Here is a 25,474-nt window from a genome sequence, read left to right as displayed (position 1 = left end):
GCGTCAGGTCGCCTTCGGCAGCGCCTTCGGCGGCGCGGCCGGGACGATCACGCCCTGGGCGCCGATCCGCTGGGCCTCCGCGACCGAGACGATCCGGCGCCCGAACGGCCGCAGGCACACGTTGATGAGCTTGAAGTTCGCGATCCCCAGCGGGATCCCGATGATCGTCAGGCACAGCAGGATCCCCGTCACGAGGTGGGCCAGCGCCAGCCACCAGCCGCCGAGGAGGAACCAGATGACGTTGCCGATCGTCGAGCCCGCGCCCTTGTCCGGCTGCGGGATCACCGTTCGGCCGAACGGCCACAGGCTGTAGATGCCGATCCGCACCGCCGCGACCCCGAACGGGATCGTGATGATGAAGATGAACGCCAGGATCGCGGCGATCATGTAGGCGACGAACAGCCAGAACCCCGCGAGGACCAGCCACACGACGTTGAGGACGACACGCATGCGCGAAGGCTACGTCTCCCACGGCACGCTGTGTCCCCCTCAGCGATGGCCTGACACCGAAGATGACGAGGACATGGCGCTCGACGCTGGGCCGGCGGACGCGGAGGTGGCGGCGGACCTGCTGGCGGTCGTCACCCGCGTCGCGTCGCGGCGCGCGCTGAGCGATGAGCTCGCCACGCGGGCGCCGTGAGGGGACATGGAGCCTCGACGGCGCCTGTCCCTACGGCGGCGCCTGGGACGGCCGATCTTCGTGCTGACCCACCATCCCGAGGACGCGCGGCCCGCCGAGGGCGTCACGTTCCTGGACTGCGACGTGGCCGAGGCCGTGCGGATCGGCCTTCAGGCGGCCGACGGCGAGAACCGAGGGCATGTCGTTCGTCAAGCGGTCGGACCCGACCGAGCCCTACACCTATCGTCGTCGGACGTCTTAGGTCTGGTAGCGTCCGACCACGTGGAGACGACCGCGTCCGCCGTCACGTCGCGCACGAGCCTGCGCCGTCGCCACGCCAAGCGCCTGATGATCGTCGGTGGCCGCGCTCACCCCGCGCTGGCGTCGGCGATCGCCGCCCAGCTCGGCATCGAGCTCACCCCCGCGACGCTGAAGACGTTCGCCGGCGGCGAGACGTACTGCCGCTACGAGGAATCCGTCCGCGGCGCCGACGTCTTCGTCGTCCAGCCCACGTGCGCCAACCCGGAGACCGGCGTCGGCCTCAACGACGCGCTGATGGAGCTGCTGCTGCTCGTCGAGGCCGCCCGCGGCGCCTCCGCGCACCGCGTCGTCGCGGTCACGCCGTGGTTCGGCTACTCGCGCCAGGACCGCAAGAGCGCGCCGCGCGAGCCGCTCTCGGCCCGGCTGGCCGCGCGTCTGCTGGAGACCGCGGGCGCCGACCGGATCCTCGCGATGGACCTCCACGTCGGCCAGATCCAGGGCTTCTCCAACCGGCCGGTCGACCACATGACCGCGCTGCTGATGCTGACGCGGCACTTCGCCGAGCGGGACCTGCCCAACCCGGTCGTCGTCGCGCCCGACGTCGGCCGCGCCAAGCTCAACCAGAAGGTCGCCGCGCTGCTGGGCTCCGACCTGGCGATCCTCACCAAGGACCGCCCGGCGCACCAGGAGGCCGAGGTCACCAACGTCATCGGCGACGTCGAGGGCAAGACCGCGATCATCATCGACGACATCATCGACACGGCCGGGACGCTGCGCGCCGCCGCCAAGGCGCTGCGCGCCAACGGCGCGATCGCCGTCCATGCCGCCGCCACGCACGCGGTCCTCTCCGGCGACGCGCCGAAGAACCTCGCCGACGGCTTCGAGGAGGTCGTCGTCACCGACACGATCCCGCTGCGCGCGGGCATGCCGCCGAGCGTCCGCGTGCTGCCGACCGCCGAGCTGCTGGCCGACTGCATCCGCCGGATCTTCACCGACGACTCGGTCTCGCAGGCCTTCGCCGGCGAGAACCAGCTGTTCTAGCCCTCAGTCGGTGCGGCGACGCACCACGTGGAAGCTGAACATGTCGCCGCGGTGGTAGTCGCGCGAGTACAGGACGATCCCGCCGGTGTCGTCGAAGCAGCGCTCGATCGTCAGCAGCCACGGCTCGTCGACGGCGTCGGACGGCATCGTGTCGCGCAGGTCGTCGGGCAGCCGCGCCGCCCGGATCTGCGCGGCCGACGACTCCGGCGTCGCGCCGCGGTCGCGCAGCCACTGGTGCAGTGAGCCCGAGAAGTCCTGCTGGGCGACGTCCTCGTCACCCAGCAGGCTCGCGCGGAAGCTGTTCAGCGAGAGCACGAGCGGCTTGGTGCCGCTCGTGCGCAGCCGGGCCAGGCGGACGACCGCCTCGCCCCGGGCGATGCCCAGCGCGGCGGCCTCCTCCTCGTCGGCCTCGGCGACCGAGACCGAGACGATCTTCGTCCGGGGCGAGAACCCCAGGGCGCGGAGCATCTCGGTGACGCCCTCGAAGTGCGTGATCGGCCGGTTGACGCCGAGCCCCGCGACCGCGGACACGAAGCGCCCGCGGCCGTGGTGGACGTCGACGAGCCCGTCCTGCTCCAGCAGCTTGAGCGCTTCGCGGATCGTGCCACGCGCGACCCCGAAGCGCCCGACCAACTCGGACTCCGACGGCAATTGCTCACCGGGCTTCATCTCCCCGATGAGGTCCCGCAGCGCATCGCGCAGCTGAACCACCATCGAGCGCCGATCACGCGTGTCGATGCTCACGCCGCCAACAATACGTCAGACGTCCGACGCCGGAGCGGGCCAATCAGCACGAGCGCTTGTCCATGGCGGCCTTCGCCTCGGGCGAGTTCATGTTGTCGCGGGTGATCGTCGTCGAGCCGGTGCCGATCTTGGCCTTGACGGGCTTGCCCTCCAGCGCGTTGACGGCCTGCTCCACTCCGAGCCGGCCGATCTCGGCCGACTGCTGAGCGATCAGCGCCTGGACCAGGTTCTGCTTGAGCTGCTCGACCTGCACCGGGCCGGCGTCGAAGCCGACGATCTTGACCTGGGCCTGCTTGCCGGCCTCGCGCAGGCCGGTCGACGCGCCCTCGGAGGCGAACGAGTTGGTGGCGAAGACGCCCTTGAGGTCGGGGTCGCGGGCCAGCGCGGCCTTGACGATCGACGCGGCCTTCTCCGGCTTGTTGTCGTTGTACTCGCTGGCCACCAGGTCGAGGCCCAGCTCCTTGGCGCCGTCCTTGAAGCCCCGCCCGCGCAGGTCGTCGGTCGAGACGCCGGCCTTGAAGCCGATCAGCAGGACCTTGCCCGAGCCGCCGATGAGGTCGGCCAGCGCTTTGGCCGCGGCCTTGCCGCCGGCGTAGTTGTCGGTGGCGATCTGCGAGGCCGCGATGTCCGCGCGCTGCAGCGTCGTGTCGACGAGCACGATCTTCGCGCCGTTGTCGGCCACCTGCTTGATGGGGTTGTAGAGCGCGGAGTCGTCGGTCGGCGCGATCAGCAGCGCGTCGGGCTTGGAGGCCGCGACCGCATTGACGATCGGCGTCTGCTTGGACGGGTCGAACTCGTCGGGCGACTGCACGTTGAGCGACACGCCGAGCTTCTTGGCCTCGGCCTGGGCCCCGCAGGCCATCGTGATGTAGAACTCGTCGCCCTTGACGCCGGTGACCAGCGTGAGCTTCTTGCCCGACGACGAGCCTCCGCCGCTCGCGCTCGACGAGCTGTCGTCGCTGCCGCAGCCGGCGACCGCCAGCGCGGCGGACGCGGCGACCACCGCGGCGAAGGAAGGCAGTCCAGGGTTCATCGCATCTCTCCAGTGATGGGGGTGGGAACAGCCGCGGGTCGGGCCGCCTCGAGGGCGGCCGCGGCCCGCAGGACCAACGGTTCGGCGTGTCGTGCCCCCACCAGCTGCACGGCCGGCGGCAGCCCGTCGGCGGTCCGGCCGAAGGGCAGCGTCAGCGCGGGCTGCTGGGTGAGGTTGAACGGCCAGGTGAAGAGGGTCCAGCTCGGCCGGCCGTCGCCCGGCCAGGCGTCGGGCAGCGTGGTGGCGGTCGTCGCCATCGACGTCTCGGCGCCGAGGTCGGCGAGCGTGCGCGCGGCGGCGAAGGCGGCCGGCAGCGCCGCGGCGGTCATCGGTTGCGGCTGCGCCGGAGCTGGTCGAGGTACACGGCCGCCACGAGCACCGCGCCGACGGCGATCTGCTGCCAGAACGGCTGCACGCCGGTGATGACGAACCCGTTCTGCAGCACGGCCGGGATGAACACGCCGAAGACCGTGCCGAGGATCGACCCGATGCCGCCGAAGAGGCTCGTGCCGCCGATGACGACCGCGGTGATCGACTGCAGGTTGTCGGTCGAGTGGCCGCCGATCGTCGTCGTGCCGAAGCGCGCCAGCGACAGGAAGCCCGCCAGCCCGGCCAGCACGCCGGCCAAGGTGTAGACCTTCATCAGGTGCCGGTCGACGTCGATGCCCGCGCGCCGCGCCGCCTCCGGGTTGGAGCCGATCGCCAGCGTGTAGCGGCCGAAGCGCGTCTGGGCGAGCAGGATGCCGAAGCCCAGCGCCACGCCGAGCGCGATCACCACCAGCCACGGGACCTGTCCGAAGACGCGCCCGGTGCCGATCCCGTCGATCAGCTTGTAGGGGATCTCGCGCTCGTCGATGCCCTTGGTGATGACCAGCGCGGCGCCGAGCGCCATGCCGAACGTGCCCAGCGTGACGATCAAGGGCGTGATCTTGGCCTTGGCCACCAAGAACCCGTTGAGCAGCCCCCACGCGCCGCCGGCGACCAGGCCGCTGATCAGCCCGACGACCACCGTGCCGCCGTTGTCGCCGCCGGTCGTGTGCATCATCTTGGCCGAGATCACGCCCGCGAAGACGAGCGTCGAGCCGACCGCGAGGTCGATGCCCGCGGTGATGATCACGAACGTCTGGCCGACGGCCAGCACGAGCAGGATCGCCGCGTCGGTCGAGATGTTGCGGCCGTTGTCGACCGACAGGAACGTGCTGGGCTCGAGGATCGAGAAGGCCACGATCAGCCCGACGAGGATCAGGCCGATCCACAGGCTCGACACCGTCGCCAGCCGCGCCCACCACGCCGAGCTCTCGGTCGGCACGGCGTCGTCCAGCTCCGCCTCCTCGGCGGCCAGGGTCGCGTCGGTCCGGCTCATGCTGCGTCCTCCGTGTGCTCGATGGCGCCGGTCATGGCGCCCACGATCTGCTCCATCGTCACGTCGCCGCGCGTGAACCGCGCGACGCGGCGGCCGAGCCGCAGCACCTCGACGCGGTCGGCGACCTCCAGGACCTCGGGCATGTTGTGGCTGATGAGCACCACCGCGATGCCGCGCTCGCGCACGCGCTTGATGAGGTCCAGGACGTTGCGGGTCTGCACGACGCCCAGCGCGGCCGTCGGCTCGTCCATGAAGACGACGCGGCTGGCCCACATCACCGCGCGGGCGACCGCGATGCCCTGGCGCTGACCGCCGGACATGGCGGCCACCGAGGCCGACGTGTCCTGGATCTTGACGCCGAGGTCCCTGAAGGACTCGTCGCCGCGGCGGCGCATCTCGCGCTTGTCCAGGAACCCGAGCTTGCCGAGCACGCCCGGCCGCGTGATCTCGCGGCCGAGGTACAGGTTGGAGGCGGGCTCCAGCTCGGAGGCCAGCGCGAGGTCCTGGTAGACGACCTCGATGCCGGCCTCGCGGGCGTCGACCGGCGACGCGAAGTCCACCGGCTTGCCCTCGACGAGGATCTGGCCCTCGTCGGGGCGGTGGACGCCGGCCAGGGTCTTGACCAGCGTCGACTTGCCCGCGCCGTTGTCGCCGACCAGCGCGACGACCTCGCCCGGGAAGACCGTGAAGCTCGCGCCGCGCAGCGCGCGGACGCGGCCGAAGCTCTTGACGACGCCGCGCGCTTCCAGAAGGGGAACCCCACCCACCCCCGCCGTCGTCGTGCCGGCCGGCGCGCTCATGCGCCGATCACCTGCACCACGGCCTCGCGGTACAGCGGCCCGTCGAGCTCGACGAAGTAGATCGTCTGCCGGCCGCCCATCACCATCTCGCCGTCGGCGATCGGGAACATGCACTGGAAGCCCAGCAGCGCGCCGCGCAGGTGCGAGGGCGCGTTGACGGCCATCTGGCCGTCGGAGTGCAGGAACCGCGCGTGGCGGTAGTCGCCCTCGGCCGGCGCCAGGCGCTGGAGCATCTCCACGATGTCGTCCTCGAGGTCCGGCAGGCCCTCGTTGACCGTGATCGCGGTCGTGGTGTGCAAGGTCATCACCAACGCGAGGCCGTCCTGGACGCCGGTCTCCCGGACCATGTCGCGGACCCGCTCGGTGATGTCGATCGTCTCGGTGTCTCCGGTGGTCTGGATCCCGAAGCGGATCACCCGCGACGTCATGCCGCCACCTGCGCGTTCATGTTGAGGAGCTCCCTCGCGTTGGTGTCGAAGATCTTGCGCTCCAGCGACGGGCGCAGCCCGAGCCGGCGCACGCCGTCGGCGACGCGCTTCGGGTCGACGCGCGGGTAGTTGGAGCCGAAGAGGACCTGGGCGTGGAGGCTGCGATCCAGGGCGTCGAGGCCGACGCGCTCCAGCGTGTGGCGGATCGACTCCGGCGGCGTGCCGCTGTGGAGGATCGACGTGTCCAGGTACACGTTGCGGTGCTTGAGCGCGAGCATCACGGACTCGTCGACCCACGGCCAGCCGAAGTGCGGGATGACGATCTTGAGGTCCGGGAAGGCGTGGATGACCTCCTCCAGCGCCAGCGGGTGCGCCTTGGAGGAGCGGCCGACGCGCGCCCAGCTCAGGCCGCAGTGGATCAAGACGGGGATGTCGAGTTGGAGGGCCTGCTCGTAGACCGGGAACGCGTGGTCGCGGTCGGCCGGGTCGAAGAGCTGCAGGGCCGGGTCGAGCTTGAGGCCGACCAACCCGTACTCCTTGACGGCGTGCTCGAGCTTGGCGGGCGCGTCGGCCTCGTTGGGGTCGACCGAGGCGAAGCCGATGACGCGGTCGGTCTGCTCCATCAGCCAGGCGACCCCCTCGTTGGACACCACCTTGGCGCCGTGCGCGGTCGTGCAGTCGATCGGCAGCACGACGGCCTGGTCGGTGCCCGCCTCGTCGAGGTGCAACTCGTAGGTGCGCAGCGGCTGGGGCGGCATGAACAGGCCGAAGACGTCGCGGACGGCCCGCGGGAGGTCCGGGTCGCGGTCGAGGAGCTCGGCGACCTGGACGGGATGGGTGTGGATGTCGATCACGAGGGGTCGGTCGGGTTGGTGGGGTCGGGGATGGACGGGAGCGCGACGCCGAGCGGCTTCGCGGCCGCGACGGCTTCGGGCGCCGTGGCGTGGCGCGCGGTCGCGCGGGAGACGTAGAGGCCGGCGGCGGCGGACGCGAAGGCGAGGGCCTGGCGCAGCGACCAGCCGGCGAGGTGGGCGAAGAGGAAGGCGGCGTTGAAGCTGTCGCCGGCGCCGACGGCGTCGACGGCCTCGACGGCGATCGCGTCCATGCGCTCGGTCGCGCCGTCGGCCGTGAGGGCGACCGAGCCCTCGGCGCCGCACTTGACGACGATGAGGTCCGGGCCGTGGGCCCGCAGCGCGCGGGCCGCCGCGAGCGGGTCGCGCTCGCCGGTGATCGCCGTGGCCTCGTCGAGGTTGGGCAGGAAGATCGTGGTCGCGGCGAGCATCTCCTCGACGCCCGCGACGGTGGCGTCGCTCCAGCCGTCCGGGTCCCAGCCGGTGTCCAGGACGGTGCGGCGACCCTCGGCGCGAGCGCGCGTGAGGAGCCGCGCGCCCGCCCCGGGGTCGAGGCCCGGAATCGAGAAGAGGCCGACGAGGCAGAGGACCGGCGCGGCGGACCCCGTGGACCACCGGCGCTCGATCAGCGCCTCGTCGAGCTCGCCGAGCGACGCGAAGTGCGACAGGAACGCCCGCTCGCCGTCGGGGCGGACGGCGGCGACCGAGATGCCGGTGGCGCCCTTGGAGATCTCCACCCCGTCGGTGGCGACGCCGGCCGATCGGAGGTCTTCGAGGATCGTCGCGCCCTGGTGGTCGTCGCCGACGTTGGCGATGAGCGCCGTGGGCACGTCGAGCTTGGCCAGGCCGAGCGCGAGGTACCCCGCCTGGCCGGAGGTCACCAGCGCGTGGCTGGTGCCGGCGACCTCCTGCCCCCACTCCGGGAGCGCGGGGACGCCGCGGACGATGAGGTCGGCGTTCAGGTTTCCGACCACGCACACGGCGGGCTCGCGGCCGAGGCCGCTGGTGGTGTTGGTGTCGCTGTTCAAGGCCAACTTGTTGGACGTCTTACCTGCCATCCGGGACCCTAGTGGTCCCGGACAGCAGGGTCAACCGCGGTGGATCTAGTACTCGACCCGGCGGTAGTAGCGGCGGGTGGTCAGCGGGTGGTCGCGCAGGACCTCGAGGTGCGCGCTGAGGCGCTCCAGGACCGCGGCGAGCAGGACCGGGGTGATGAGCGCGCGGACGCCCTTGGACACGCCCGGCAGCTCGAAGCTCGCGGGGTCGACGACCTCCAGCTTGTCGGTCACCGTCGGGACGAACGACTCGACGCGATCGGCCAGCGCCCGCGCCTCGTCCTCGCTCTTGAGCAGCAGGACGCTGACGCCCTGCTCGACGAGCTCCAGCGTGCCGTGGAAGAAGTCCGACGCGTGGACCGGCCGCGTGCGGATCCACTGCATCTCCTCCAGGATGCACGTGCCGTAGTACCAGGCCTCGGCCCAGGCCGAGCCCCCGCCCACGATGATGTGGTACGGCTCGTCCTTGTAGGCCTCGGCCAGCGACGCCGCGCGATCCTCGAAGCCGCGCTTGACCTCGACCAACGCGTCGGGCAGCAGCGCCAGCTCCTGGACGATGGCGTCGTAGCCGCCGCCGTCGCCGTCGCCGTCCAGCTCGCCGCGCGCGTCGAGGATCGCCAGCGCGATCAGCAGCGACTGCAGGTAGAACGACTCCGACGAGGTGTCGTCCGCGGCGAAGTTGGTGAAGTTGACGTCGGCGCCCTGGGCGACCGGCGTGTCCTCGTGACCGGTCAGCGCGATCACCTTGGCGCCCTTGGCCTGGGCGAACTCCATGACCGCGACGCTCTCCTTCGTCGTGCCCGAGAGCGACGGGATGACGACGATCGAGTTGGCGCCGAGCGCGGCGGAGTCGGTCAGCACGATCTCGGCGGCGTGCACGAGCTGCATGGGGAACGCCGAGCGGCGCTGCAGCAGCTGCGCGGCCGGGAGCATCAGCACGCCGGCGCCGCCGGCACCCAGGAAGTACACGTTCTCCGCGCCGCCGTCGAGCAGCTCGCCGACGGTCTCGCGGATCGGCTCGGCGAGGGCCACCGCACCACCCTGGATCTTGCGGAAGCGCTCCTCGTCGAAGTTCAGCATGCGTTGGGGTCCTTGGTCGGGTTGAGGGGAGTCGACCTGCCGAACTCGTAAGACGTCCGACAAGTTGGCGTGGACCGTATGCCGCCCTTTGGCGCTTGTCAAGCGAGGGTGTACAACCTGATGAGCGGGCGGCGGCGGACCTCGCCACGCCGGGCATCGACCGCCCGGCGTGGAGAAGGCGTACGCCTCAGGCGTCGACGCGCGGCAGCGCCGCGACCTGCGCGTCGCCCGCCACGCGGCGGACCTCGGCCGGGATGTCGGTGAGGGCGACGTTCCGGACCATGTCGAGGTCCTTGCCCAGCGGCGAGAAGAAGTTGTCGTAGTGGGTCGGGACGACGTAGCGCGGATCGAGCTTGGGCAGCACGCGCTCCCAGTAGCGCGGCGTGACCTGCCGGCCGGCGACGCCGGCGAGGAAGACGTCGACCGCGCGGTTGGGAAGCTCGGCGTCCTGGAGGTCGGCGCTGCCCTGGTGGTAGATCGAGATCCCCGCGACCTCGATCCGGATCCCATACACCGCGCCGCACCGGTACCGACCCGGGGCCAGGCCGTCGAGATGGTCGCACGTCAGCGGCCCGTCCATCGGGACCTTGCGACCGAAGAGGAGCTTGGAGTGGCGGCTGGGGATGAACGTGACGACGAACGGGCCCAGCTCGTACGGGCGGTGCGTGGCGACCTCGACCGCTTGGCGCTCCAGGCCATGCAGGCGCATCAGGTGGGTGAGCGACGCCGACCCGTACGCCTTGGTCGCGTGGATCCTCGCCAGCGCCGGCGCGTCGACGGCATGGTCGAAGTGCGTATGGCCGACGAGGACACCCGCCACCGGCCCCGGCGCCTGGGCGTAGCGGGCGAGCATTCGCGCGTCGGGGAGCGCGGTCCTGCGCAGCAGCAGCGACCGCAGCGGCACGCGCGACACGTAGGGGTCGATGAAGAGCGAGACGTTCTCGTAGGTGATGCGGTAGCCGGACACGCCGAGCCACCGGATCTCCAGACCCGCGGGCAGGTCGACGTCGACCCGCTCCAGCTCGGCCATCGCCTGTAGGTCGTCGGTGCCGGTCATGGTGCTGCGGATCTTGACGATGTCGCGCGCGGTGAGCCTCACGTTGTCGACTGCGCCGCCGGCGCCTTCCTCGTCGCCGTCTCCCCCGCCCTGTCGCGTTTCTCCTTGGCGGGCAGCGTCACGTCAGACGACCACCGCACCCCCAGCGTCGCGGCGACGTCCACGACGCGGTCCAGGCTGGCCGACCGGTAGCGCTCCTTCTCGTAGCGCTGGATCTGCTGCTCCTTGAGCCCGAGCCTGTCCGCCAGATCCTTCTGCGTCCATTGGCGGGCGATCCGGGCCTCGATCAGCGCCTCAGGCAAAGCCTCGAGCCCGTTGAGCCTGCGGACCCGCACCTTGCCCTCGCTCACCCGCCGGTACCGCGTGAGCTGCTTGTTGAGGTCTTTGAGATCGCACTCCATCGCCTCGACCATCGCCGCGTGCACGCGCGGATCGACACCCCGACGTGGCTTGGCCTCACGGGCCTCCGCGATCGCCTGCTCGAACTTCTCGGCTTGGGCAGCCGTGATGCGGTACTGACGCTCGTTCGTGATCACGTGAGGTCCTCGAGGTCGATCCGGATGATGCCCTTCGCGGCGCATCCGCGATAGCGCCTCTTCTGCGAAACGCGAGGCGCCTTGATCCGCCGCAGGCTCGGATGGAGGTCATCCCAGCTCACGCCGTCCGCCTCCAAGCAGCCGTCGAAGCCTACGGGCAGCTTAGCTTCGACACAACACGAAAGTTGTGTCAAATGCAGGTGAAGCGTCCTCGATCTCGTTGTCGCTCAGACCAGGACCACGGGCCGGTGGTAGGCGTTCACGACATCGCGCGAGACGCTGCCGAGCACCGCGCTCTTGAACCCCGACAGACCGCGCTGCCCCATCACGATCGCGGGGGCGTCGAGGTCCTCGGCCGCCTGCGCGATCAGCTCGGCGGAGCGGCGATCGGCGACCTTCAGCAGCGGCTCGGCCTCGAAGCCGGCCTCCCGCGCGATGGCGACGCCACGGGCCACGATCTCCTCCGCCTCCGGCTCGCTGTGCACCGGCGCGTCGATGCTGCCGCCGCTCAACGCCTGCGCCACCCCGAGCGACCGCTCGGTCGGCTTATAGGCGTACAACAACCGCGCCGGCCGTCCACGACCCACCAGGATCGGCGCGATCCTGATCGCCCTCTCCGCCGCCTCCGACCCGTCGTAGCAGAGGACCAGGGGCCCGCTCGGGTTCTCGACGCTCATCGGTTGCCTCCAGTGTGGTCGTGTCAGCGTGAGCCGTCGCCGCTGACGCTACGCCTCTGGGCAAGCGCTGTGAAGCGCAGGGCGCGCTGCGGTCGACGCGCCGAAGACCTGGCAGCGCCGGCAACGTCAGCACGCGCTCACTCGCGCCGCCTTGCCCGGCGTCGCGGTTGGAGGCGGTTGACGTTGGCGCAGCCGCGAGCCGGTCGCTCACGTCCTCGTCGTCGCGTGGTCCGCGGAGCCGTCCAGAGCGGGAGGGAATCACTCTCGCCCCCTCCCAAGAGCACGAGACCGCACGGGACGGCGAACCATCCCGGACAACCCCACTGTGACGCCGGATGTCTCCCGAAGGACGCCGAGCGCCGATCTCTCGTCGCCCCATAAACACGCAGCAAATCTGAGCGCCTTCTTCTACACAGCGAAATGTTTAAAGGACCGGCTTTCCAAGTCAATCGGTCGTGTTCGGTACGTCGTGCGGTGGGCAAGTGGGGTGCGTCGGTCCAACCATGGAGGCGACCACCGTCGGTCAGAGCCGTCGCCTCTCCAACAACCCATAGGAGTTCTCGATGTCCTTCAGTTCTCGGCGTCTGATGCCGATGCTGGTCGGCGCCTTCGGTGCGCTGGCCGTGATCCTGCTCCTGGCCCTGTCGTCGCCCGCGGCGAAGGCCAGCCCGTTCTGCGGTGGCCAGACCGTCAGCCCCAACAACCCGTGCTACGGCGCGGCGCGCGCGCTGAACGGCGTCAACGGCTACGGCGACTCGCACTCGGTGTGCGTCGGCGCCGACATCCTCGCCGGTCCTTGCTCGAGCGGACCGGGGCAGATCGCGACGATGAACCTCGGCTTCACGTACACGGGCGCGCCATGGATCGCGGACAACGCGTCCGGGCCGACGGTCGTCCACGGCGACACGTTCTGAGCCATGAGCTCGGCTACGGTGAGCCGGCGCGCCTGCGCCGGCTCACTCGCCGCGCTGACGCTGGCCGCGGTCGCGGTCGGGTGCGGCGAGACCACGAACGAAGTCCCCGCCCGCCCGATGGCGGCAGCCTCCACGCCTGCCACGCCCGCGGTCGTCACGCGCGTCCCCGCGGCGCAGGCGGCGACCTTCGCCCTGCTGCGGACGGCCCCCGAAGGGCTGCCGCCGGCGATCCGCCAGACGCTGCGGACGCCGATCGCAGGCATGAACTACGCGCTCGCCCAACGCATCCCGGCGCCCGCCGCGGGCCGCTACTGGCTCGTCCCGGGACGCGGATACCTGTGCGTCGTCTCGCAGACGCCCGACACGGCCGGCGTCGGGACGGTCTGCTCGAAGACCGCGCAGGCCCGCACGAGCGGCGTCGCGACGACCTCGATCCCACGCGCGGGCCAGAACGCGCCGGTGACCGGCCCACGGCTGATCGTCGGCGTCGCGCCCGATGGCGCCCGGGCCGTGATCGTTCACACGCGCGGCAAGATCGCCGTCGCTCGAGTAGTCGACGGGCTCTTCGTACGCCGGGACGACAGCGTCGACCCGCCCGATCGAATCACCGTGCGCCGGTGAGTCGCACACGTCGGGCCGCGGTCTTCCGGAGTGCCTCGTGGATCGGGACCGACGAAGCCGGAACGCGAACCGCTCCGCGACCGCGCGGATCCCCTTCACTTGCAGGAGATCCTTCGAGCGCCCCGGGCTGGACTCGAACCAGCGACCCACGGCTTAGAAGGCCGTCGCTCTATCCAACTGAGCTACCGGGGCAGTGTGGGGATCCTCGCACGTGGCGAGCGTGGTCGCGACCGATAGCGTGCCGGAGCGATGGACGATCCGTATCGGATGTATCTCGTCGTCAGGCGTGGGGCGTTTGAGGATCTCGCGACGGGGTGTGTGCTCGCGGGGGCGGCGGCGGTCGCGTGCCTGCGTCGGTTCGAGGCCGATGAGGCGTGGAGCGAGGCCGTGGACGCGTGGCGGCAGCGCCCCGGCAAGGTCACGCTGCGCGCGCGTGGTGGGCAGTGGGATGCGGTGCTGCGCGAGGAGGACTTCGCGTACGCCGGCGACCTCGACGGCGCGGCGGTGCTGGCGCTGCCGCCGCGGAGGCGGTCGGCGCGGAGCGAGACGCTGACCAAGTTGCAGGCGATGGCGTCGGAGCTGGAGCCGGTGCCGACGGTCGAGGACGTCCCACCGGCCGGCGACAGCGACCGCCTCGTCTACGTCATCAACCCCAAGATCGAGATGTCGACGGGCAAGACGATGGCCCAGGTCGCGCATGCCGCGACGGGGGCGGCGGCGACGGGCCGGGTGGAGCCGTGGGTCGCGAAGGGCTGCCCCGCGCGCGTCGTGGTGCCGAAGACCGGCCGAGCCTTCGACGAGCTGTGCGCCGGCGACCGCCTGGTCGCCAAGGTCGAGGACGCCGGCCTGACCGAGGTCCCGCCCGGCACCATCACCGTGCTGGCGATCGCATAGGGTCGCCAGGACATGAGCGACAGCGTCGACCCGACCGGCCAGGACCTGAAGCGCTACCTCGCCGAGGACGACGGCGAGCCGGTCGTGATGCTGAACCTCCTGCGCTTCAAGCCCGGCGGCGGCCGCGAGTCCTACAACCAGTACTCGCGCGCGATCGTGCCGTTCCTCGAGCAGGTCGGCGGCGAGGTCGTCTACTTCGGCGACACGTCCACCCCGCTCGTGCAGCCGCCGGCCGGCAACGACTGGGACGCGGTGCTCCTCGTCCGCTACCCGTCGCGGCGGGCGTTCTCCCAGATGGTCGCCGACCCCGACTACCAGGCCATCACGCACCTGCGCACCGAGGCCCTGGACGCCGCGGTGCTCCAGCCGACCGCTACGCGGCGCGGCTGAAGACCCAGCGGCGACCGATCAGGTACGTCGCCACCGGCATCACGGGCATCAGGACGGCCTGGGCGACGATCGGGCCCCACCCCACGCCGTCGACCAGGAGCGCCAGCAGCAGCAGGTTCAGCAGCGTCGCCCCGCCCTGCGCCGCCAGCCAGGACACCCAGCCGCGCAGCGTCGGCGTCGCGCCCTTGAACGTCCAGTGCTCGTGCAGCCAGTAGCCGATCGACGCGGACACGACGAAGGCGATGAGCGCGCCCAGCAGGTACGGCACGCCGAGCAGATGCAGGGCCGTGTATCCGCCGAAGTACGTCGCGGCGTTGAACCCGCCGACCAGCCCGAACCGGATCAGCTCGTGGATGCGCTGTCTCGTCGCCATTCGCCCGTAGGTCTACAGGACTAGATTGTCAGGAGGATGGATGCCCGGGGCTACCAGGTTCTGACCGCCGCGGCGCCGGCCGAGGCCTTACACGCGTACGCGCGCGAGCGCGAGGAGGCGGGCGACGGCCTGCTCGTGCGCGAGGGCGCCGCCGGCCAGGTGGAGCTCGCGGCCCGCGCGCCCGCCGGGGCGGGCGCGATCGACCCGTACGCCGTTCTCCCCGCGGCGCGCGCGGCGCTGCTTCCGGACGCCGTCACGACGGCGCTGACGCGGGACTTCGGCGGCGACGCCCCGCTGCTGTTCGACGCCGCCGAGACCACCGCCGCGGCGCCCGAGGACGGGCCGTACCGCGACGCCACCTACACCGCGCTCGCCGCCGAGCCGGAGACCCTCGTCACGCTCGTCGTCGCGCTCGGCGACGCGCACGTGGAGGTCCACGACGCCTCCCAGACGATCGCCACCACCCCGTTCTCCGGTCGCTACGCGCACTTCAACCCCGAGCGCGACGGCGACGACGCGATCGCCCGCCACCGCGAGGAGCTGGCGTCCGCGCTGGACGCCGGCGAGCGCCTCGCCCTGAGCGCCGGCGACGTCGTCCTGCTCGCCGGCGGCACCGTCCACCGCGCGCCCGAGGGCCCGACGCTGGTCGCCCACGCCTGCCCCGCGCGCGTCAAGCCCGGCTGGTTCGCCTACCGCCCCGAGCGCGCCCGCTACGCCTCGATCGACGGCGGCCGCGCCTGGATCGCCTCCCAACACTACGACCTGGTCGACGCGATCGAGCCCGAGAACGCCCCGGCGCCCGAGGCGATCGAGCAGGTCGAGGAGGCGCTCCGGCAGCACGACCGCGACCTCGCCACCGACCCGTCGCCGTCGCCGACGCCCACGCCGGACCCCGCCGCCGGCCCGCGCCGCGCCGGCGGCCTCGTGGACTCCGTGCGCGGCATGCTCGGCCGCCGCGGCCGCCGCTGAGAGCGCGCCCGCGCCGGCCTACCGGCTCACAGCCGCGGCTCCAGCCACCGCGGCGTGGTGAACCACACCAACTTGCGAAGCGCGTCGCTGACGGGGCCGGGCTCGCGACCCGCCTCCTCGGCGCCCTCCGCGCGCCGCACCGCGTCCCGGACGACCACGCCGCCGAGGAACCGCGCGGGCTCGGGCGGCAGGTAGGACGGCGGCCCGGAGCTGATCGCGTTGTTGGTGTACTCGTCCTGGAGGTCGAGCGCCCGGTGCGCCGCGATCCGCCCGAGCAGCACCGACGGCGCCACGCCGTTGCCCGAGAAGCCGGTGACGTACTGCACGCCCTCGCCGAGCGACCCGGCGAACGGCATGTGGCCGGGCGCGCGGTCGACCGCCCCGCCCCACGCGTGCGTCAGCTTGACGTCGCTCAGCTGCGGGAACCAGCGTCGGAAGCCCGCCGCCACGATGTCCACCGTCTTGGGATCGGTGAAGTGCCGCGGCATGACGTGCCCGCCCGGGCCGATCGCGCCGCCGCCGCGCCCGAAGGCGATCCGGCCGTCGCGCGTGACCTGCGCGTAGTGCACCAACAAGCGCGTGTCCCCCAACAACTCGCCGCCGGTCCACCCCAGCCGCTCGATCCGCTCCGGGATCGGCTCGGTCAGGACGATGTGCGAGCCGACCGGGACGACCGCGCGGCGCAGCTCGCGCACGCGGGCGGCCCAGGCGCCGAGCGCCAGCACGACCTTCCCCGCCGTGACGTGCCCACCCGGCGTCACGACCGTCGCGGGCTGCCCGCGGCGCAGCGACGTCATCGGCGTGTGCTCGAAGATCCGCACGCCGCGGCGCAGCAGCGCGCGCCGCAGCCCGCGCACGAGCAGCGCCGGCTGGATCGCCGCGCCCTCGCGCATCAGCGTCCCGTCGAGCAGGACGGGCGAGCCGGTCCGGGCCCGCAGCTCGTCGCCGGAGACCCGCTGCAGCGGCGGGCGTCCCAGACGCTCCGCGACCTCGATCTGGTGCTCCCAGCCGCCCGCCTGCGCGGGCGCGGTCGCGGCCACGAGCGCGCCCGACCGCCGCATGTGGCAGTCGATGCCCTCGATCCCGCAGACCTCCTCCATGCGGTCGATCGCCCACGTCGACCGCTCGGCCAGCCACGCGGCCTGCGCCGCGCCGAAGCGCTCCTCCAGCTCGGCGATCTCGTCGACCCACGACGTCGCCCAGCCGCCGTTGCGCCCCGACGCCCCGAAGCCGCAGCGGCGGGCCTCGACCACGACGACGTGCAGCGACGGGTCCAGCGCGACCAGCTCATAGGCCGTCCAGAGCCCCGCGAAGCCGCCGCCGACCACGCACACGTCGGCGCGCAGCGCGCCCTCCAGGGGCGCCGCGACGTCGTCGTCCCGCTCCAGCGCCTGCTGGAGCCAGAAGACCGACGACGCGGTCCGGGTGGCGGGATCGCGCGTGGCCGACACCTACAACTGCTCGATCAGGTCCGCCGCGCGCACCGTGCCCGGCGCCGCCCGCAGCTCGCGCGAGATCGCGGCCAGCCGCGCCGCGACCGCCTCGTCGCCCAGCAGCCGGTCGACCGCGCCGCGCAGCTCCTCGGGCGCGTGCCCGTAGGTGTCCAGCCGCACGCCGAGGCCGGTCTCGTGGATGCGCTGGGCGTTGTCGTACTGGTCCCAGAACAGCGGCAGCAGGACCATGGGCTTGCCGAAGGACAAGGACTCGGTGACCGTGTTGTTGCCGCCGTGGGTGATGACGAGATCCACGTGCGGCAGGACCGACGTCTGCGGCAGGAACTCGGCGCCGACCATGTTGTCGGGCAACGTGAGCTGGTCGTGCTGCGGGCCCTTGGAGACGATCACCCGGTGCCCGGACGACGCCATCGCGTCGATCAACCCCTGCATCAACGCGACGTCCGCGCTGCCCAGCGAGCCGAGCGACAGGTAGATCAGCGAGCCCGGCCCGTCGGCCAGCTCGGCCGGCACCTCCCAGGCGTCGTCGGTCGTCCGCACGGCGGCCTGGAGGTTGTGCCACGTCGGCCCGAGCGGGCGCGCACGCGCGTAGTCCACCGCCTCGGGGTACAGGTACAGGTTGAGCCAGTCCGACTCGTGGACGAACTCGCCCTCGGGCAGCGGCGGCGCGCCGCGCTGCTCGCAGAACGCGCTGAACGACGCGTGCAGCTCGGCGTGGGCGGCGTGGTACTCGTCCCAGTAGGCGGCCCAATCGGATCGGTCGTCCGTCGCGTAGCCGGAGAACGGCGGCGGCACGTCGTCGTCCTTGACCTCCGCCGGGTTGCACGACACCACGCGTACCCACGGCCGGCCCGACGCGAGGATCGCCGGGAACGTCAGGACGTTGTCCTCGACGATGACATCGGGCTGGACCTCCGCGATGATCTCGGCCAGCCGCTCGTCGACGTAGCGCGCGCCGTCCAGCAGCGCCTCGAACGTCGGCGCGGTGAAGTCGCGGATCTGCTCGATCGTCGGCTTGCGGAACACCGGCGCGGTGTCGCGGATGAAGTCCTTCCAGAACTGGCCCGGGACCTCCTCGACCTCCGGCGGCGGCGTGAGGCGCATCAGCCGCTCCTCGAAGCCCTTGGCCTCCAGGGTCCCGGCGAAGGACTCCTCGACCACGAACACCACGCGGTGCCCGCGCCGGCGCAGGACGTCCCCGATGCCCACGCAGTTGTTGGTGGGGCCGTAGGCGCCCTCGGGGAAGAAGATGATGGTCTTGCTCATGCGACGGCGACCTCGCCGACGCCCCAACCGTAGGCCATCTTGTGGATCTCCAGTACCAGGAAGGACTCGGTCGACGTGACGCCGTCGACCAGATGCAACCGCTTCAACAACTCCGTGAAGTGCCCCGTGTCGCGGCAGACGACCTCGACGATCGCGTCGAACGACCCCGCCAGCGCGGCGACGTAGGACGTCTCGGGGAACTCGGTCACCGCCGCGCAGACGGCGTCCATCGACCCCGGCCGGATCTTCAGCCCGATCAAGGCCATGCGGTCGAAGCCGATCCGGAGCGGATCGGCGATGCCCACCACCTGCAGCACGCCCGCCTGCTCCAGTCGCTGCGCGCGGTAGCGGACGACGGACTCCGACACGTCCAGGTCGGCCGCGATGCGGCTGTAGGGCCGCCGGCCGTCCGCCTGGAGGGCGGAGATGATGCGCTTGTCGACGTCGTCGAGCTTCACGGATTCCACAACCTTGCCTCACTGAAGTTGCGTGATCTAGGGTTGTCGACGTCAGAAGTACCGAAATCAGCAGACCCATGTCAAGCGAGAACGTAGATCTCGACGCGCTCCAGGAGGCGCGCTGGTTCGCCGGCAAGGGCCGGGCGATCGCCGGCGCGCGCGTCGTGGCGGAGCCGGCGGGCGGCGCGCTGCGGGTGGCGGAGATCGCCTACGCCGACGACGGACGCGGCGCGCCGGTCGAGCGCTACCTGCTCGGCGCGGAGGCCGTGCGCTGGGCCGACCTGCTGCGGGCGCCCGGGGAGCTGGAGCTGCGGGTCACCGACCGCGCGCTGCTGGACGCGCGCGGCGCCGAGGCGGTCCCGTCGACCGACCAGTCCAACACCTTGGTCACCATCGACGACACCTTGCTCGTCAAGGCCTACAGGAAGCTCGAGGCGGGCGTCCACCCCGAGGTCGAGCTGGGCGCCGCGCTGGCGGGCACGCCGGCGCCCGTGCCGCGCCACGCCGGGTCGCTGCACTGGGGCGACACGGCGATCGCGCTGCTGCAGGAGTTCGTCCCGGGTGCCGAGTCCGGCTGGGAGGCGCCGATCGAGGCGGTCGCGGCGGCGCTGCGCGCGGGCGACGCGACGACCGACGCGCTGATCGCGCCCTACGCGGCGGCGGGCGAGGCGGCGGGCGCGCTGCACGCGGCGCTGGCCGACCGGCTCGGGACCGCCGAGGATCCCGGAGCGCCCGCGCGCTGGGCGGCGGACGCGCACGCCGCGCTGGACGCCGCGGTCGCGCTGGAGCCGCTCGCGGCCGAGTCAGAGCCCATGATCCGCGCGGGCCTGCACGCCCTGACCGCCGCGCGAGCGCCCCGCGTCGGCCGCGTCCACGGCGACCTCCACTACGCCCAGCTCCTGCGCACGCCCGACCGCCTGCTGATCGTCGACCTCGAGGGCGACCCGACCGCGCCGCTGGCCGCGCGCCGCCGCCCCGACACGCCGCTGCGCGACCTCGCCGCGCTGCTGCGCTCGATCGACCACATCGGCACCGCGGGCTCGCGGCGCGCCGGCTGGGCCGGCCCCACGCGCTTCGTCGCCGCCGCGAGCGACGCCGCCCGCGAGGCCTACGAGCGCGCGACCGGCGCGCCGGTCGACCGCCCGCTGCTGGCCGCCCTGGAGCTGGCGAGCGAGTGCCGCGAGCTGGTCTACGCCCACCGCGTGGTGCCCGAGTGGGCCTACGCGCCGCGCGCCGGCCTCACGCGACTCCTCCAACAAGGACCGACCCCATCATGAACCCCGACGGCTTCCTCGCCGACGTCCTCGACGAGCCGCGCACCCTCGCCCACCTCGCCGACCACGCCGACCCCGCGCCGCTGCGCGACGCCATCGCGCAGGCGCGCCTGGTCGTCCTGACGGGCATGGGCTCCAGCCGCTTCGCCGCGCTGACGGCGGCCGCGCGGCTGCGCGCGCAGGGGGTCGCGGCGGTCGTCGAGTACGCCTCGACCGACCTCCCGACCAAGCCCGCGCCCGACGTCCTGGCGATCGGCATCAGCGCCACCGGCACCAGCGCGGAGACCGTCGCGGCGCTGGAGCGCCACCACGGCACGAGCCGGACCATCGCCATCACCAACGCCGACGACGGCGGCAGGCTCGGCGCCCTCGCCGACCGGACGGTCGCGCTCCACGCCGGCCCCGAGACCGGCGGCGTGGCGTGCAAGACCTTCCGGGCCACGCTCGCCCTCCTGCTGCTCGCCGCCGGGGCGGACCGGGCCTCGCTGGCCCGCGCCGCCGACGCCCAGCAGGTGCTCCTCGACGCCCGCGGCGACTGGGTCGACCCGCTGCTCGACGCGCTCGACCCGGGGCGCACCACCTACGCCATCGCCCCGGCCTCGCGCATCTCCTCGTCTTTGCAGTCCGCGCTCATGCTCCGCGAGGGCCCGCGCGTCCCCGCCGACGCCACCGAGACCGGCGACTGGTCCCACGTCGACGTCTACCTCACCAAGCACCCCAACTACACCGCGCTGCTCTACCCCGGCTCGCCCTACGACGCCGAGGCGCTGGACTGGCTGCGCGAGCGTCGGAGCACCTACATCTCGATCGGGCGCGCGATCCCCGGCGCCGCGCTGCACATCCCCTTCCCCCACGCCGACGACGACCTCGTCGCCGCGCTGGTCGACGTCACGGTCGCCGAGCTGGCCGCCGCCACCTGGTGGCGCCGCCGCCTGGACTCCGACGCGATGCCGTAGCGGATCGATCGCCAACGATCAAGCGCTTCGCGACGCGAAGCACAACGTTGGCCGTCCCCCGACCACGGGAGTTCCGACGCTGACGGGAACGCCTCGCCCGAGACCTCTAGGCTTGGCCTACAAGAAGTCGGGACGGCCGGATTCGAACCGGCGACCCCCTGCTCCCAAAGCAGGTGCGCTACCAGGCTGCGCCACGTCCCGTCGTGGCGAGTCTAGTGGTGTTGTCCGAACGCCCCAAGAGCGCGCGACGCGATCGGGGGATCCTGCGTCAAGGGGAGGGTGGACGCCTTGGCGGGTCTGGTCGCTGACTTTGAGTAGAACAGACGTCCAGGATCACCCTGGGCGGCCACATGACGCGTCGCCGGCGGCCGAACACCGGAGGGAGGCCGGCGACGAGGTCCCACGTCGTCCGTCCCGGTCCTCCCCTCCCTCCTCCGACCCTGATGCCTGTGCCCCGAGCCGCCATGCGCCGACTCCGATTCCTGCTGCCCGCCCTCGCTCTCCTCGCGACGCTGCCGGGCCTCTTCGCCACCTCCGCCGACGCCGCCACCTGCCGTGGCGCGCACCTCAAGCCGTCCCGCGCGCACGCCGCCGCCGTCCGCCACGCGACGCTCTGCCTGCTCAACCGCCAGCGCGCCGCCCACGGCCTGCGGCGCCTGCGCTCGCAGCCCTCGCTGTCCACCGCCGCCACGAGGTACGCGCGGCTGATGGTCGCCCAGCGCTTCTTCGACCACGTCTCCCCCGCCGGCTCGACGATGTCCTCGCGGATCCAGCGCACCAACTACCTCAAGAACACCCGCTCCTGGTCGTTGGGCGAGAACATCGCCTGGGGCGCGAGCGGCCAGGAGACGCCCGCGCGGATCGTCAAGGCCTGGATGCACTCGGCCGGCCACCGCGCCAACATCCTCAACGGCGCGTTCCGCGAGGTCGGCGTCGGGATCGCCCTCGGAGCGCCCAACGGCGGCTCCGGCGCGACCTACGTCAACGACTTCGGCCGGCGAGCGTAGCGCTCGTCGGCGAGGGCCTCGGATACCGTTGGCCGCACCATGGCCGACGTCCAAGCTTTCCGCGCCCTCCGCTACGACCTCGGCGTCGTCGGCTCCCTGCAGTCGGTGATCGCCCCGCCCTACGACGTCATCGACCCCGAGCAGCGCGCGGCGCTGGCCGCGCGCTCGCCGCACAACGTCGTCAACATCGACCTGCCGCAGGCGCCGCTGGGCGGCGACGCCTACGAGGAGGCCGCGCGCCTGCTCGACCTGTGGAAGCGCCAGGGCGCGGTCGTCCGCGACGCCGAGCCCGCGATGTGGGCGCTGCAGCAGGACTACGCCGCGCCCGACGGACGCCGGCTCACCCGCCGCGGGATCTTCGCGCGCGTGCGCGTGGAGGAGTACGGCCCCGGCCGGATCCGCCCGCACGAGCGCACGCATCCGGGCCCGAAGGAGGACCGCCTGCGGCTCACGCGCGCGACCCAGGCCAACCTGTCGCCGATCTTCAGCCTCTACGACGATCCGGGCCAGGACGCGTGGGGCGCGGTCGCGCCGTTCACCTCCGAAGACCCGTTCGGCACCGCCACCGACGCCGACGGCACGCTCAACACGCTCTGGCGGATCACCGACGGCGCCGCGCTCGCCCGCGTGCGGATGGCGCTGGGCAAGACCGAGCTGCTGATCGCCGACGGCCACCATCGCTACGAGACGGCGCGCGTGTACGCCGAGGAGATCGGCGGAGCCGGCCATCACGGCGAGGGTGGCGACCATCATCGCGGTGGAGAGGGCGATCACCGCTACGTGCTGATGTGCCTGGTCGCGCTGCAGGACCCGGGGCTGACGATCTTCCCGACGCACCGGCTGCTGAACCAGGTCAAGGATCCCGAGACCCAGCAGAAGCTCGGCGCCTACCTGCGCGAGGCCTTCGAGGTCACGCCGATCGACCGGGCCGAGCTGGCGCCGCCAGACGACCCGACCGCGTCGACGCCCCTGACCATGGGCTACATCGACAGCCACCACCGGCAGGCCTACCGGCTGGTGCTCAAGGACCAGGCGATCGCCGACGCCGCGCTGGCGTCCTATCCCGAGCCCTACCGCCACCTCGACACCGCGGTGCTCGAGGCGCTGATCCTCCAGGGCGTCCTGGGGATGACCGAGGACGACGTCGCCCACCTGAACGGCCTGGGCTACTCGCGAACCGACGAGGAGGCGCTGGCGCTCGTCGAGTCCGGCGAGTACGACTGTGCCTTCTTCCTGCGCGGCGCGCCCGTCCAGCAGGTCCGGGACATCGCCGCCGCGGGCGTGAACATGCCGCCCAAGTCCACGTTCTTCTACCCGAAGGTGCCAACCGGACTGATGTTCAACCCATTGGCCTGATCCGTTTGCCATCATCGAGGCCATGAAGGCCACCGCGACGCGGTCGGGCTCGCTCCGTCAGGCGATCCGCATCCGCGACCACCAGCTGACCATCGACGAGCCCTCCGACAAGGGCGGCGAGGACAGCGGCCCCAGCCCCCAGGAGATGCTGGCCGCATCCCTGGCGGCGTGCACCGCCATCACGATGGAGATGTACGCCAAGCGCAAGGGCTGGGACGTCGGCGACGTGGAGGTCGCCTGCGACTACACCCCGGCGGAGCGCGGCTGTCCCACCCGCTTCAACCTCGTGATGCGCTTCCCGGACTCCCTGTCCGACGAGCAGGTCGAGCGCCTGCGGGTGATCGCGGCCAAGTGCCCGGTCCACCGCACGCTCGAGGGCGAGGTGATGTTCGACGAGCGTGTCGAGCGGGTCTCCCTCGCGAGCTGAGCTGAAGCGGCTCCTCGACGGCGTCCTCCTGGATCCCCGGGAGGCCGCCGCGCTCGACGTCCACGGCCGCACCGATGCGGCCGTGCTCGTCCCGCTGTTCCTCGACGCCGCCGGCGCGCCGCGCGTCGTGCTGACGCGCCGCCGCGAGGACCTGCGCCGCCACGCCGGCGAGATCTCGTTCCCGGGCGGGCGGCAGGATCCCGAGGACGAGGACCTGTGCGCGACCGCGCTGCGCGAGGCCGAGGAGGAGATCGGCCTGGCGCCCGACGGCGTGGAGCTGATCGGCGCGCTGCAGCCGACGCCGACCATCGCCACCAACTTCTCCGTCTATCCGTTCGTCGGCCTGATCGAGCCCGGGCAGACCTGGCTCCCGGCCGAGGCCGAGGTCGCCGAGGTCCTGGAGCTGCGGTTGGACGACCTGCGCGACGGCTACGGCCGGCGCCGGCTGACGCGGCGCGGCGTGCCGTTCCGGACCGACACCTACGTCGTCGGCGACCACCTCGTGTGGGGCGCGACGGCGCGGATGCTCGGCGACCTGTTCGAGCGGCTGGACGCGGCGGCGGCCGCGGCGACGACGCCGTGACCCGCGTCCCCGTCCTCCTGGACTGCGACCCCGGCCACGACGACATGGTGGCCATCCTGCTGGCGGCCGCGTCGCCGGCGCTGGACCTGCGGGCGATCACGACCGTCGGCGGCAACGGGTCGCTGGAGCAGGTGACGCGCAACGCGCTGCTGGTGTGCACGCACGCCGGGATCGTCGACGTGCCGGTGGCGGCGGGCGCGCCGGAGCCCCTGCTCGGCCGGCCGTCCGGCCACGCCTCGCGGGTGCACGGCGAGTCCGGGATGGACGGCGCGGACCTCGGCGAGCCGACGGTCGCGCTGGATCCGCGCCACGCGGTCGACCTGATGGCCGACGTGCTGCGCGCGTCGCCCGAGCCGGTGACGCTGATCCCGACCGGGCCGCTGACGAACGTCGCGCTGCTGCTGACGCGGCACCCGGAGCTGGCGGCCGCCGGTCGGATCCGCGAGATCGTCCTGATGGGCGGCGCGATCGCCACCGGCAACTGGCAGCCGTTGGCCGAGTTCAACATCTGGTGCGACCCGGAGGCCGCGCACGTCGTCTTCTCCAGCGGCCTGCCGGTGACGATGTGCGGGCTGGACGTCACCCACCAGGCGCTGGCGATCGAGGACGTGCTGGCGCGGCTGCGCGCGATCGGCTCGCCGCTGAGCGCGCTCGTGGTCGACCTCCTGGACTTCTTCGCCGACCGCTACCGGTCGCTCTGGGGCTTCCCGGCCGCGCCGGTGCACGACCCGGTCGCGGTCGCGCGCGTGATCGCCCCGGAGGTCGTGCGCTGCGAGCCGGCCAACGTCGTGATCGAGCTGCACGGCGAGTTCACGCGCGGCGCGACGGTCGTCGACCGCTTCGGCGTGACCGGCCGCGAGCCCAACGCGCAGGTCGCGCTGGACCTCGACCACGGCGCGTTCTGGGCGCTGGTGGTCGACGCGGTGGCGACGTTGAGCGTGCCTCGCGCCTGACCCGCGACCTGCGCGGGTCGGACGCGACGCGCCG

The 25,474-nt window shown here is 72.4% G+C and carries 30 protein-coding genes and 2 tRNA genes; 13 read left to right on the top strand and 19 right to left on the bottom strand.

All coding sequences use genetic code 11. The features are described from left to right. Positions 1–3: 3 nt before the first annotated feature. Positions 4–450, bottom strand: coding sequence for a YccF domain-containing protein (locus tag VFG42_RS13495; protein ID WP_324909243.1), 447 nt, complete (start codon positions 448–450; stop codon positions 4–6). Positions 451–967: 517 nt separating this feature from the next. Here VFG42_RS13495 and VFG42_RS13490 point away from each other — a divergent pair. Continuing rightward, positions 968–1,921, top strand: coding sequence for a ribose-phosphate diphosphokinase (locus VFG42_RS13490; protein WP_349260421.1), 954 nt, complete (start codon positions 968–970; stop codon positions 1,919–1,921). 3 nt (positions 1,922–1,924) lie between these two features. On the opposite strand, the gene VFG42_RS13485 is transcribed toward VFG42_RS13490, so the two are convergent. The 12 genes from VFG42_RS13485 to VFG42_RS13430 all read right to left on the bottom strand — a co-directional run bounded on the left by VFG42_RS13485 (position 1,925) and on the right by VFG42_RS13430 (position 11,545). Then, the gene (locus tag VFG42_RS13485) at positions 1,925–2,665 is read right to left on the bottom strand and encodes a GntR family transcriptional regulator (protein ID WP_324909239.1); all 741 of its coding nucleotides are present in this window, start codon (positions 2,663–2,665) and stop codon (positions 1,925–1,927) included. Between the two features lie 43 nt (positions 2,666–2,708). Then, positions 2,709–3,698 (bottom strand): ABC transporter substrate-binding protein, encoded by a 990-nt coding sequence (locus VFG42_RS13480; RefSeq protein ID WP_324909237.1) that lies wholly within the window; start codon positions 3,696–3,698, stop codon positions 2,709–2,711. Beyond that, positions 3,695–4,027 (bottom strand): amidase family protein, encoded by a 333-nt coding sequence (locus VFG42_RS27545; RefSeq protein WP_324909235.1) that lies wholly within the window; start codon positions 4,025–4,027, stop codon positions 3,695–3,697. Before VFG42_RS27545 ends, VFG42_RS13480 begins: the two co-directional genes overlap by 4 nt. Continuing rightward, positions 4,024–5,061 (bottom strand): ABC transporter permease, encoded by a 1,038-nt coding sequence (locus VFG42_RS13470; RefSeq protein ID WP_324909233.1) that lies wholly within the window; start codon positions 5,059–5,061, stop codon positions 4,024–4,026. The genes VFG42_RS27545 and VFG42_RS13470 overlap by 4 nt, the downstream gene beginning before the upstream one ends. Next, positions 5,058–5,861, bottom strand: a complete 804-nt coding sequence (locus VFG42_RS13465) for an ATP-binding cassette domain-containing protein (protein ID WP_324909231.1) — start codon at positions 5,859–5,861, stop codon at positions 5,058–5,060. Before VFG42_RS13465 ends, VFG42_RS13470 begins: the two co-directional genes overlap by 4 nt. Beyond that, complete coding sequence (locus VFG42_RS13460) at positions 5,858–6,289, bottom strand: secondary thiamine-phosphate synthase enzyme YjbQ (RefSeq protein ID WP_324909229.1); 432 nt, start codon at positions 6,287–6,289, stop codon at positions 5,858–5,860. The genes VFG42_RS13465 and VFG42_RS13460 overlap by 4 nt, the downstream gene beginning before the upstream one ends. Next, complete coding sequence (locus tag VFG42_RS13455; protein ID WP_324909227.1) at positions 6,286–7,143, bottom strand: amidohydrolase family protein; 858 nt, start codon at positions 7,141–7,143, stop codon at positions 6,286–6,288. Before VFG42_RS13455 ends, VFG42_RS13460 begins: the two co-directional genes overlap by 4 nt. Then, positions 7,140–8,198 (bottom strand): carbohydrate kinase family protein, encoded by a 1,059-nt coding sequence (locus VFG42_RS13450; RefSeq protein ID WP_324909225.1) that lies wholly within the window; start codon positions 8,196–8,198, stop codon positions 7,140–7,142. Before VFG42_RS13450 ends, VFG42_RS13455 begins: the two co-directional genes overlap by 4 nt. A gap of 45 nt (positions 8,199–8,243) precedes the next feature. Beyond that, positions 8,244–9,275, bottom strand: a complete 1,032-nt coding sequence (locus VFG42_RS13445; RefSeq protein ID WP_324909223.1) for an SIS domain-containing protein — start codon at positions 9,273–9,275, stop codon at positions 8,244–8,246. Positions 9,276–9,462: 187 nt separating this feature from the next. After that, on the bottom strand, positions 9,463–10,374 hold the full coding sequence (locus VFG42_RS13440) for an MBL fold metallo-hydrolase (protein WP_324909221.1): 912 nt from the start codon (positions 10,372–10,374) through the stop codon (positions 9,463–9,465). Beyond that, positions 10,371–10,868 carry a helix-turn-helix transcriptional regulator gene (locus VFG42_RS13435; RefSeq protein ID WP_324909219.1) on the bottom strand — a complete coding sequence of 166 codons (498 nt, stop codon included), beginning with the start codon at positions 10,866–10,868 and terminating at the stop codon, positions 10,371–10,373. The genes VFG42_RS13440 and VFG42_RS13435 overlap by 4 nt, the downstream gene beginning before the upstream one ends. 227 nt (positions 10,869–11,095) lie before the next feature. After that, on the bottom strand, positions 11,096–11,545 hold the full coding sequence (locus VFG42_RS13430) for a universal stress protein (RefSeq protein WP_324909217.1): 450 nt from the start codon (positions 11,543–11,545) through the stop codon (positions 11,096–11,098). A gap of 563 nt (positions 11,546–12,108) precedes the next feature. On the opposite strand from VFG42_RS13430, the gene VFG42_RS13425 reads away from it, so the two are divergent. After that, a complete protein-coding gene (locus tag VFG42_RS13425; RefSeq protein ID WP_324909215.1) occupies positions 12,109–12,459 on the top strand; it encodes a hypothetical protein in 351 nt (116 codons plus the stop codon). Positions 12,460–12,462: 3 nt separating this feature from the next. Continuing rightward, the gene (locus VFG42_RS13420; RefSeq protein ID WP_324909214.1) at positions 12,463–13,080 is read left to right on the top strand and encodes a hypothetical protein; all 618 of its coding nucleotides are present in this window, start codon (positions 12,463–12,465) and stop codon (positions 13,078–13,080) included. A 118-nt stretch (positions 13,081–13,198) separates the two neighbouring features. Here the strand turns inward: VFG42_RS13420 and VFG42_RS13415 are convergent. Further along, positions 13,199–13,272 (bottom strand) — tRNA-Arg (locus VFG42_RS13415). 126 nt (positions 13,273–13,398) lie between these two features. Here VFG42_RS13415 and VFG42_RS13410 point away from each other — a divergent pair. Both VFG42_RS13410 and VFG42_RS13405 read left to right on the top strand, forming a co-directional pair. Continuing rightward, positions 13,399–13,974: a peptidyl-tRNA hydrolase gene (locus VFG42_RS13410; protein ID WP_324909212.1), complete on the top strand. Its 576-nt coding sequence runs from the start codon at positions 13,399–13,401 to the stop codon at positions 13,972–13,974. A gap of 12 nt (positions 13,975–13,986) precedes the next feature. Further along, positions 13,987–14,364, top strand: a complete 378-nt coding sequence (locus VFG42_RS13405; protein WP_324909210.1) for a DUF1330 domain-containing protein — start codon at positions 13,987–13,989, stop codon at positions 14,362–14,364. Here VFG42_RS13405 and VFG42_RS13400 read toward each other — a convergent pair. After that, on the bottom strand, positions 14,348–14,737 hold the full coding sequence (locus tag VFG42_RS13400; protein WP_324909208.1) for a GtrA family protein: 390 nt from the start codon (positions 14,735–14,737) through the stop codon (positions 14,348–14,350). The genes VFG42_RS13405 and VFG42_RS13400 overlap by 17 nt on opposite strands. A gap of 36 nt (positions 14,738–14,773) precedes the next feature. Between VFG42_RS13400 and VFG42_RS13395 the strand changes: the two genes are divergently transcribed. Beyond that, positions 14,774–15,706 carry a hypothetical protein gene (locus VFG42_RS13395; protein WP_324909206.1) on the top strand — a complete coding sequence of 311 codons (933 nt, stop codon included), beginning with the start codon at positions 14,774–14,776 and terminating at the stop codon, positions 15,704–15,706. A 26-nt stretch (positions 15,707–15,732) separates the two neighbouring features. Here the strand turns inward: VFG42_RS13395 and VFG42_RS13390 are convergent, their stop codons facing one another. Genes VFG42_RS13390 through VFG42_RS13380 form a run of 3 tightly spaced genes read right to left on the bottom strand, consistent with a single transcriptional unit; the run spans position 15,733 to position 18,884 of the window. Then, positions 15,733–17,157, bottom strand: a complete 1,425-nt coding sequence (locus VFG42_RS13390; protein ID WP_324909204.1) for an FAD-dependent oxidoreductase — start codon at positions 17,155–17,157, stop codon at positions 15,733–15,735. Then, positions 17,158–18,426, bottom strand: coding sequence for a glycosyltransferase (locus VFG42_RS13385; protein ID WP_324909202.1), 1,269 nt, complete (start codon positions 18,424–18,426; stop codon positions 17,158–17,160). It abuts the gene before it with no gap. Then, the gene (locus VFG42_RS13380; protein ID WP_324909200.1) at positions 18,423–18,884 is read right to left on the bottom strand and encodes an Lrp/AsnC family transcriptional regulator; all 462 of its coding nucleotides are present in this window, start codon (positions 18,882–18,884) and stop codon (positions 18,423–18,425) included. Before VFG42_RS13380 ends, VFG42_RS13385 begins: the two co-directional genes overlap by 4 nt. A 77-nt stretch (positions 18,885–18,961) precedes the next feature. Here VFG42_RS13380 and VFG42_RS13375 point away from each other — a divergent pair, with 77 nt between their 5' ends. Both VFG42_RS13375 and VFG42_RS13370 read left to right on the top strand, forming a co-directional pair. Continuing rightward, positions 18,962–20,161, top strand: a complete 1,200-nt coding sequence (locus VFG42_RS13375; protein WP_324909198.1) for a hypothetical protein — start codon at positions 18,962–18,964, stop codon at positions 20,159–20,161. Then, on the top strand, positions 20,158–21,114 hold the full coding sequence (locus VFG42_RS13370; protein WP_324909196.1) for an SIS domain-containing protein: 957 nt from the start codon (positions 20,158–20,160) through the stop codon (positions 21,112–21,114). Before VFG42_RS13375 ends, VFG42_RS13370 begins: the two co-directional genes overlap by 4 nt. 127 nt (positions 21,115–21,241) lie before the next feature. Here the strand turns inward: VFG42_RS13370 and VFG42_RS13365 are convergent. Continuing rightward, a tRNA-Pro gene (locus VFG42_RS13365) sits at positions 21,242–21,315 on the bottom strand. 263 nt (positions 21,316–21,578) lie between these two features. On the opposite strand from VFG42_RS13365, the gene VFG42_RS13360 reads away from it, so the two are divergent. Genes VFG42_RS13360 through VFG42_RS13340 form a run of 5 tightly spaced genes read left to right on the top strand, consistent with a single transcriptional unit; the run spans position 21,579 to position 25,440 of the window. Then, positions 21,579–22,121, top strand: coding sequence for a CAP domain-containing protein (locus VFG42_RS13360; RefSeq protein WP_324909194.1), 543 nt, complete (start codon positions 21,579–21,581; stop codon positions 22,119–22,121). A 39-nt stretch (positions 22,122–22,160) separates the two neighbouring features. Further along, on the top strand, positions 22,161–23,477 hold the full coding sequence (locus VFG42_RS13355; RefSeq protein ID WP_324909192.1) for a DUF1015 domain-containing protein: 1,317 nt from the start codon (positions 22,161–22,163) through the stop codon (positions 23,475–23,477). A 22-nt stretch (positions 23,478–23,499) separates the two neighbouring features. Beyond that, positions 23,500–23,904, top strand: a complete 405-nt coding sequence (locus tag VFG42_RS13350; protein WP_324909190.1) for an OsmC family protein — start codon at positions 23,500–23,502, stop codon at positions 23,902–23,904. Continuing rightward, positions 23,876–24,487 carry a CoA pyrophosphatase gene (locus tag VFG42_RS13345; protein WP_324909188.1) on the top strand — a complete coding sequence of 204 codons (612 nt, stop codon included), beginning with the start codon at positions 23,876–23,878 and terminating at the stop codon, positions 24,485–24,487. Before VFG42_RS13350 ends, VFG42_RS13345 begins: the two co-directional genes overlap by 29 nt. Continuing rightward, positions 24,484–25,440 (top strand): nucleoside hydrolase, encoded by a 957-nt coding sequence (locus VFG42_RS13340; RefSeq protein WP_324909186.1) that lies wholly within the window; start codon positions 24,484–24,486, stop codon positions 25,438–25,440. Before VFG42_RS13345 ends, VFG42_RS13340 begins: the two co-directional genes overlap by 4 nt. Positions 25,441–25,474: the final 34 nt, after the last annotated feature.

The sequence above is a fragment of the Baekduia sp. genome, from assembly GCF_035685985.1.
GTDB lineage: Bacteria > Actinomycetota > Thermoleophilia > Solirubrobacterales > Solirubrobacteraceae > Baekduia.
Note: the sequence above shows the minus strand (reverse complement) of the source record. Positions and strands in the feature narration are given on the sequence as shown.

Bases quoted from the DNA above. Each gene is read 5' to 3' on its own strand.
- VFG42_RS13495 (WP_324909243.1), bottom strand. From the start codon at position 450: ATGCGTGTCGTCCTCAACGTCGTGTGGCTGGTCCTCGCGGGGTTCTGG.
- VFG42_RS13490 (WP_349260421.1), top strand. From the start codon at position 968: ATGATCGTCGGTGGCCGCGCTCACCCCGCGCTGGCGTCGGCGATCGCC.
- VFG42_RS13480 (WP_324909237.1), bottom strand. From the start codon at position 3,698: ATGAACCCTGGACTGCCTTCCTTCGCCGCGGTGGTCGCCGCGTCCGCC.
- VFG42_RS27545 (WP_324909235.1), bottom strand. From the start codon at position 4,027: ATGACCGCCGCGGCGCTGCCGGCCGCCTTCGCCGCCGCGCGCACGCTC.
- VFG42_RS13470 (WP_324909233.1), bottom strand. From the start codon at position 5,061: ATGAGCCGGACCGACGCGACCCTGGCCGCCGAGGAGGCGGAGCTGGAC.
- VFG42_RS13465 (WP_324909231.1), bottom strand. From the start codon at position 5,861: ATGAGCGCGCCGGCCGGCACGACGACGGCGGGGGTGGGTGGGGTTCCC.
- VFG42_RS13460 (WP_324909229.1), bottom strand. From the start codon at position 6,289: ATGACGTCGCGGGTGATCCGCTTCGGGATCCAGACCACCGGAGACACC.
- VFG42_RS13450 (WP_324909225.1), bottom strand. From the start codon at position 8,198: ATGGCAGGTAAGACGTCCAACAAGTTGGCCTTGAACAGCGACACCAAC.
- VFG42_RS13445 (WP_324909223.1), bottom strand. From the start codon at position 9,275: ATGCTGAACTTCGACGAGGAGCGCTTCCGCAAGATCCAGGGTGGTGCG.
- VFG42_RS13430 (WP_324909217.1), bottom strand. From the start codon at position 11,545: ATGAGCGTCGAGAACCCGAGCGGGCCCCTGGTCCTCTGCTACGACGGG.
- VFG42_RS13425 (WP_324909215.1), top strand. From the start codon at position 12,109: ATGTCCTTCAGTTCTCGGCGTCTGATGCCGATGCTGGTCGGCGCCTTC.
- VFG42_RS13420 (WP_324909214.1), top strand. From the start codon at position 12,463: ATGAGCTCGGCTACGGTGAGCCGGCGCGCCTGCGCCGGCTCACTCGCC.
- VFG42_RS13405 (WP_324909210.1), top strand. From the start codon at position 13,987: ATGAGCGACAGCGTCGACCCGACCGGCCAGGACCTGAAGCGCTACCTC.
- VFG42_RS13400 (WP_324909208.1), bottom strand. From the start codon at position 14,737: ATGGCGACGAGACAGCGCATCCACGAGCTGATCCGGTTCGGGCTGGTC.
- VFG42_RS13395 (WP_324909206.1), top strand. From the start codon at position 14,774: ATGGATGCCCGGGGCTACCAGGTTCTGACCGCCGCGGCGCCGGCCGAG.
- VFG42_RS13385 (WP_324909202.1), bottom strand. From the start codon at position 18,426: ATGAGCAAGACCATCATCTTCTTCCCCGAGGGCGCCTACGGCCCCACC.
- VFG42_RS13375 (WP_324909198.1), top strand. From the start codon at position 18,962: ATGTCAAGCGAGAACGTAGATCTCGACGCGCTCCAGGAGGCGCGCTGG.
- VFG42_RS13370 (WP_324909196.1), top strand. From the start codon at position 20,158: ATGAACCCCGACGGCTTCCTCGCCGACGTCCTCGACGAGCCGCGCACC.
- VFG42_RS13360 (WP_324909194.1), top strand. From the start codon at position 21,579: ATGCGCCGACTCCGATTCCTGCTGCCCGCCCTCGCTCTCCTCGCGACG.
- VFG42_RS13355 (WP_324909192.1), top strand. From the start codon at position 22,161: ATGGCCGACGTCCAAGCTTTCCGCGCCCTCCGCTACGACCTCGGCGTC.
- VFG42_RS13350 (WP_324909190.1), top strand. From the start codon at position 23,500: ATGAAGGCCACCGCGACGCGGTCGGGCTCGCTCCGTCAGGCGATCCGC.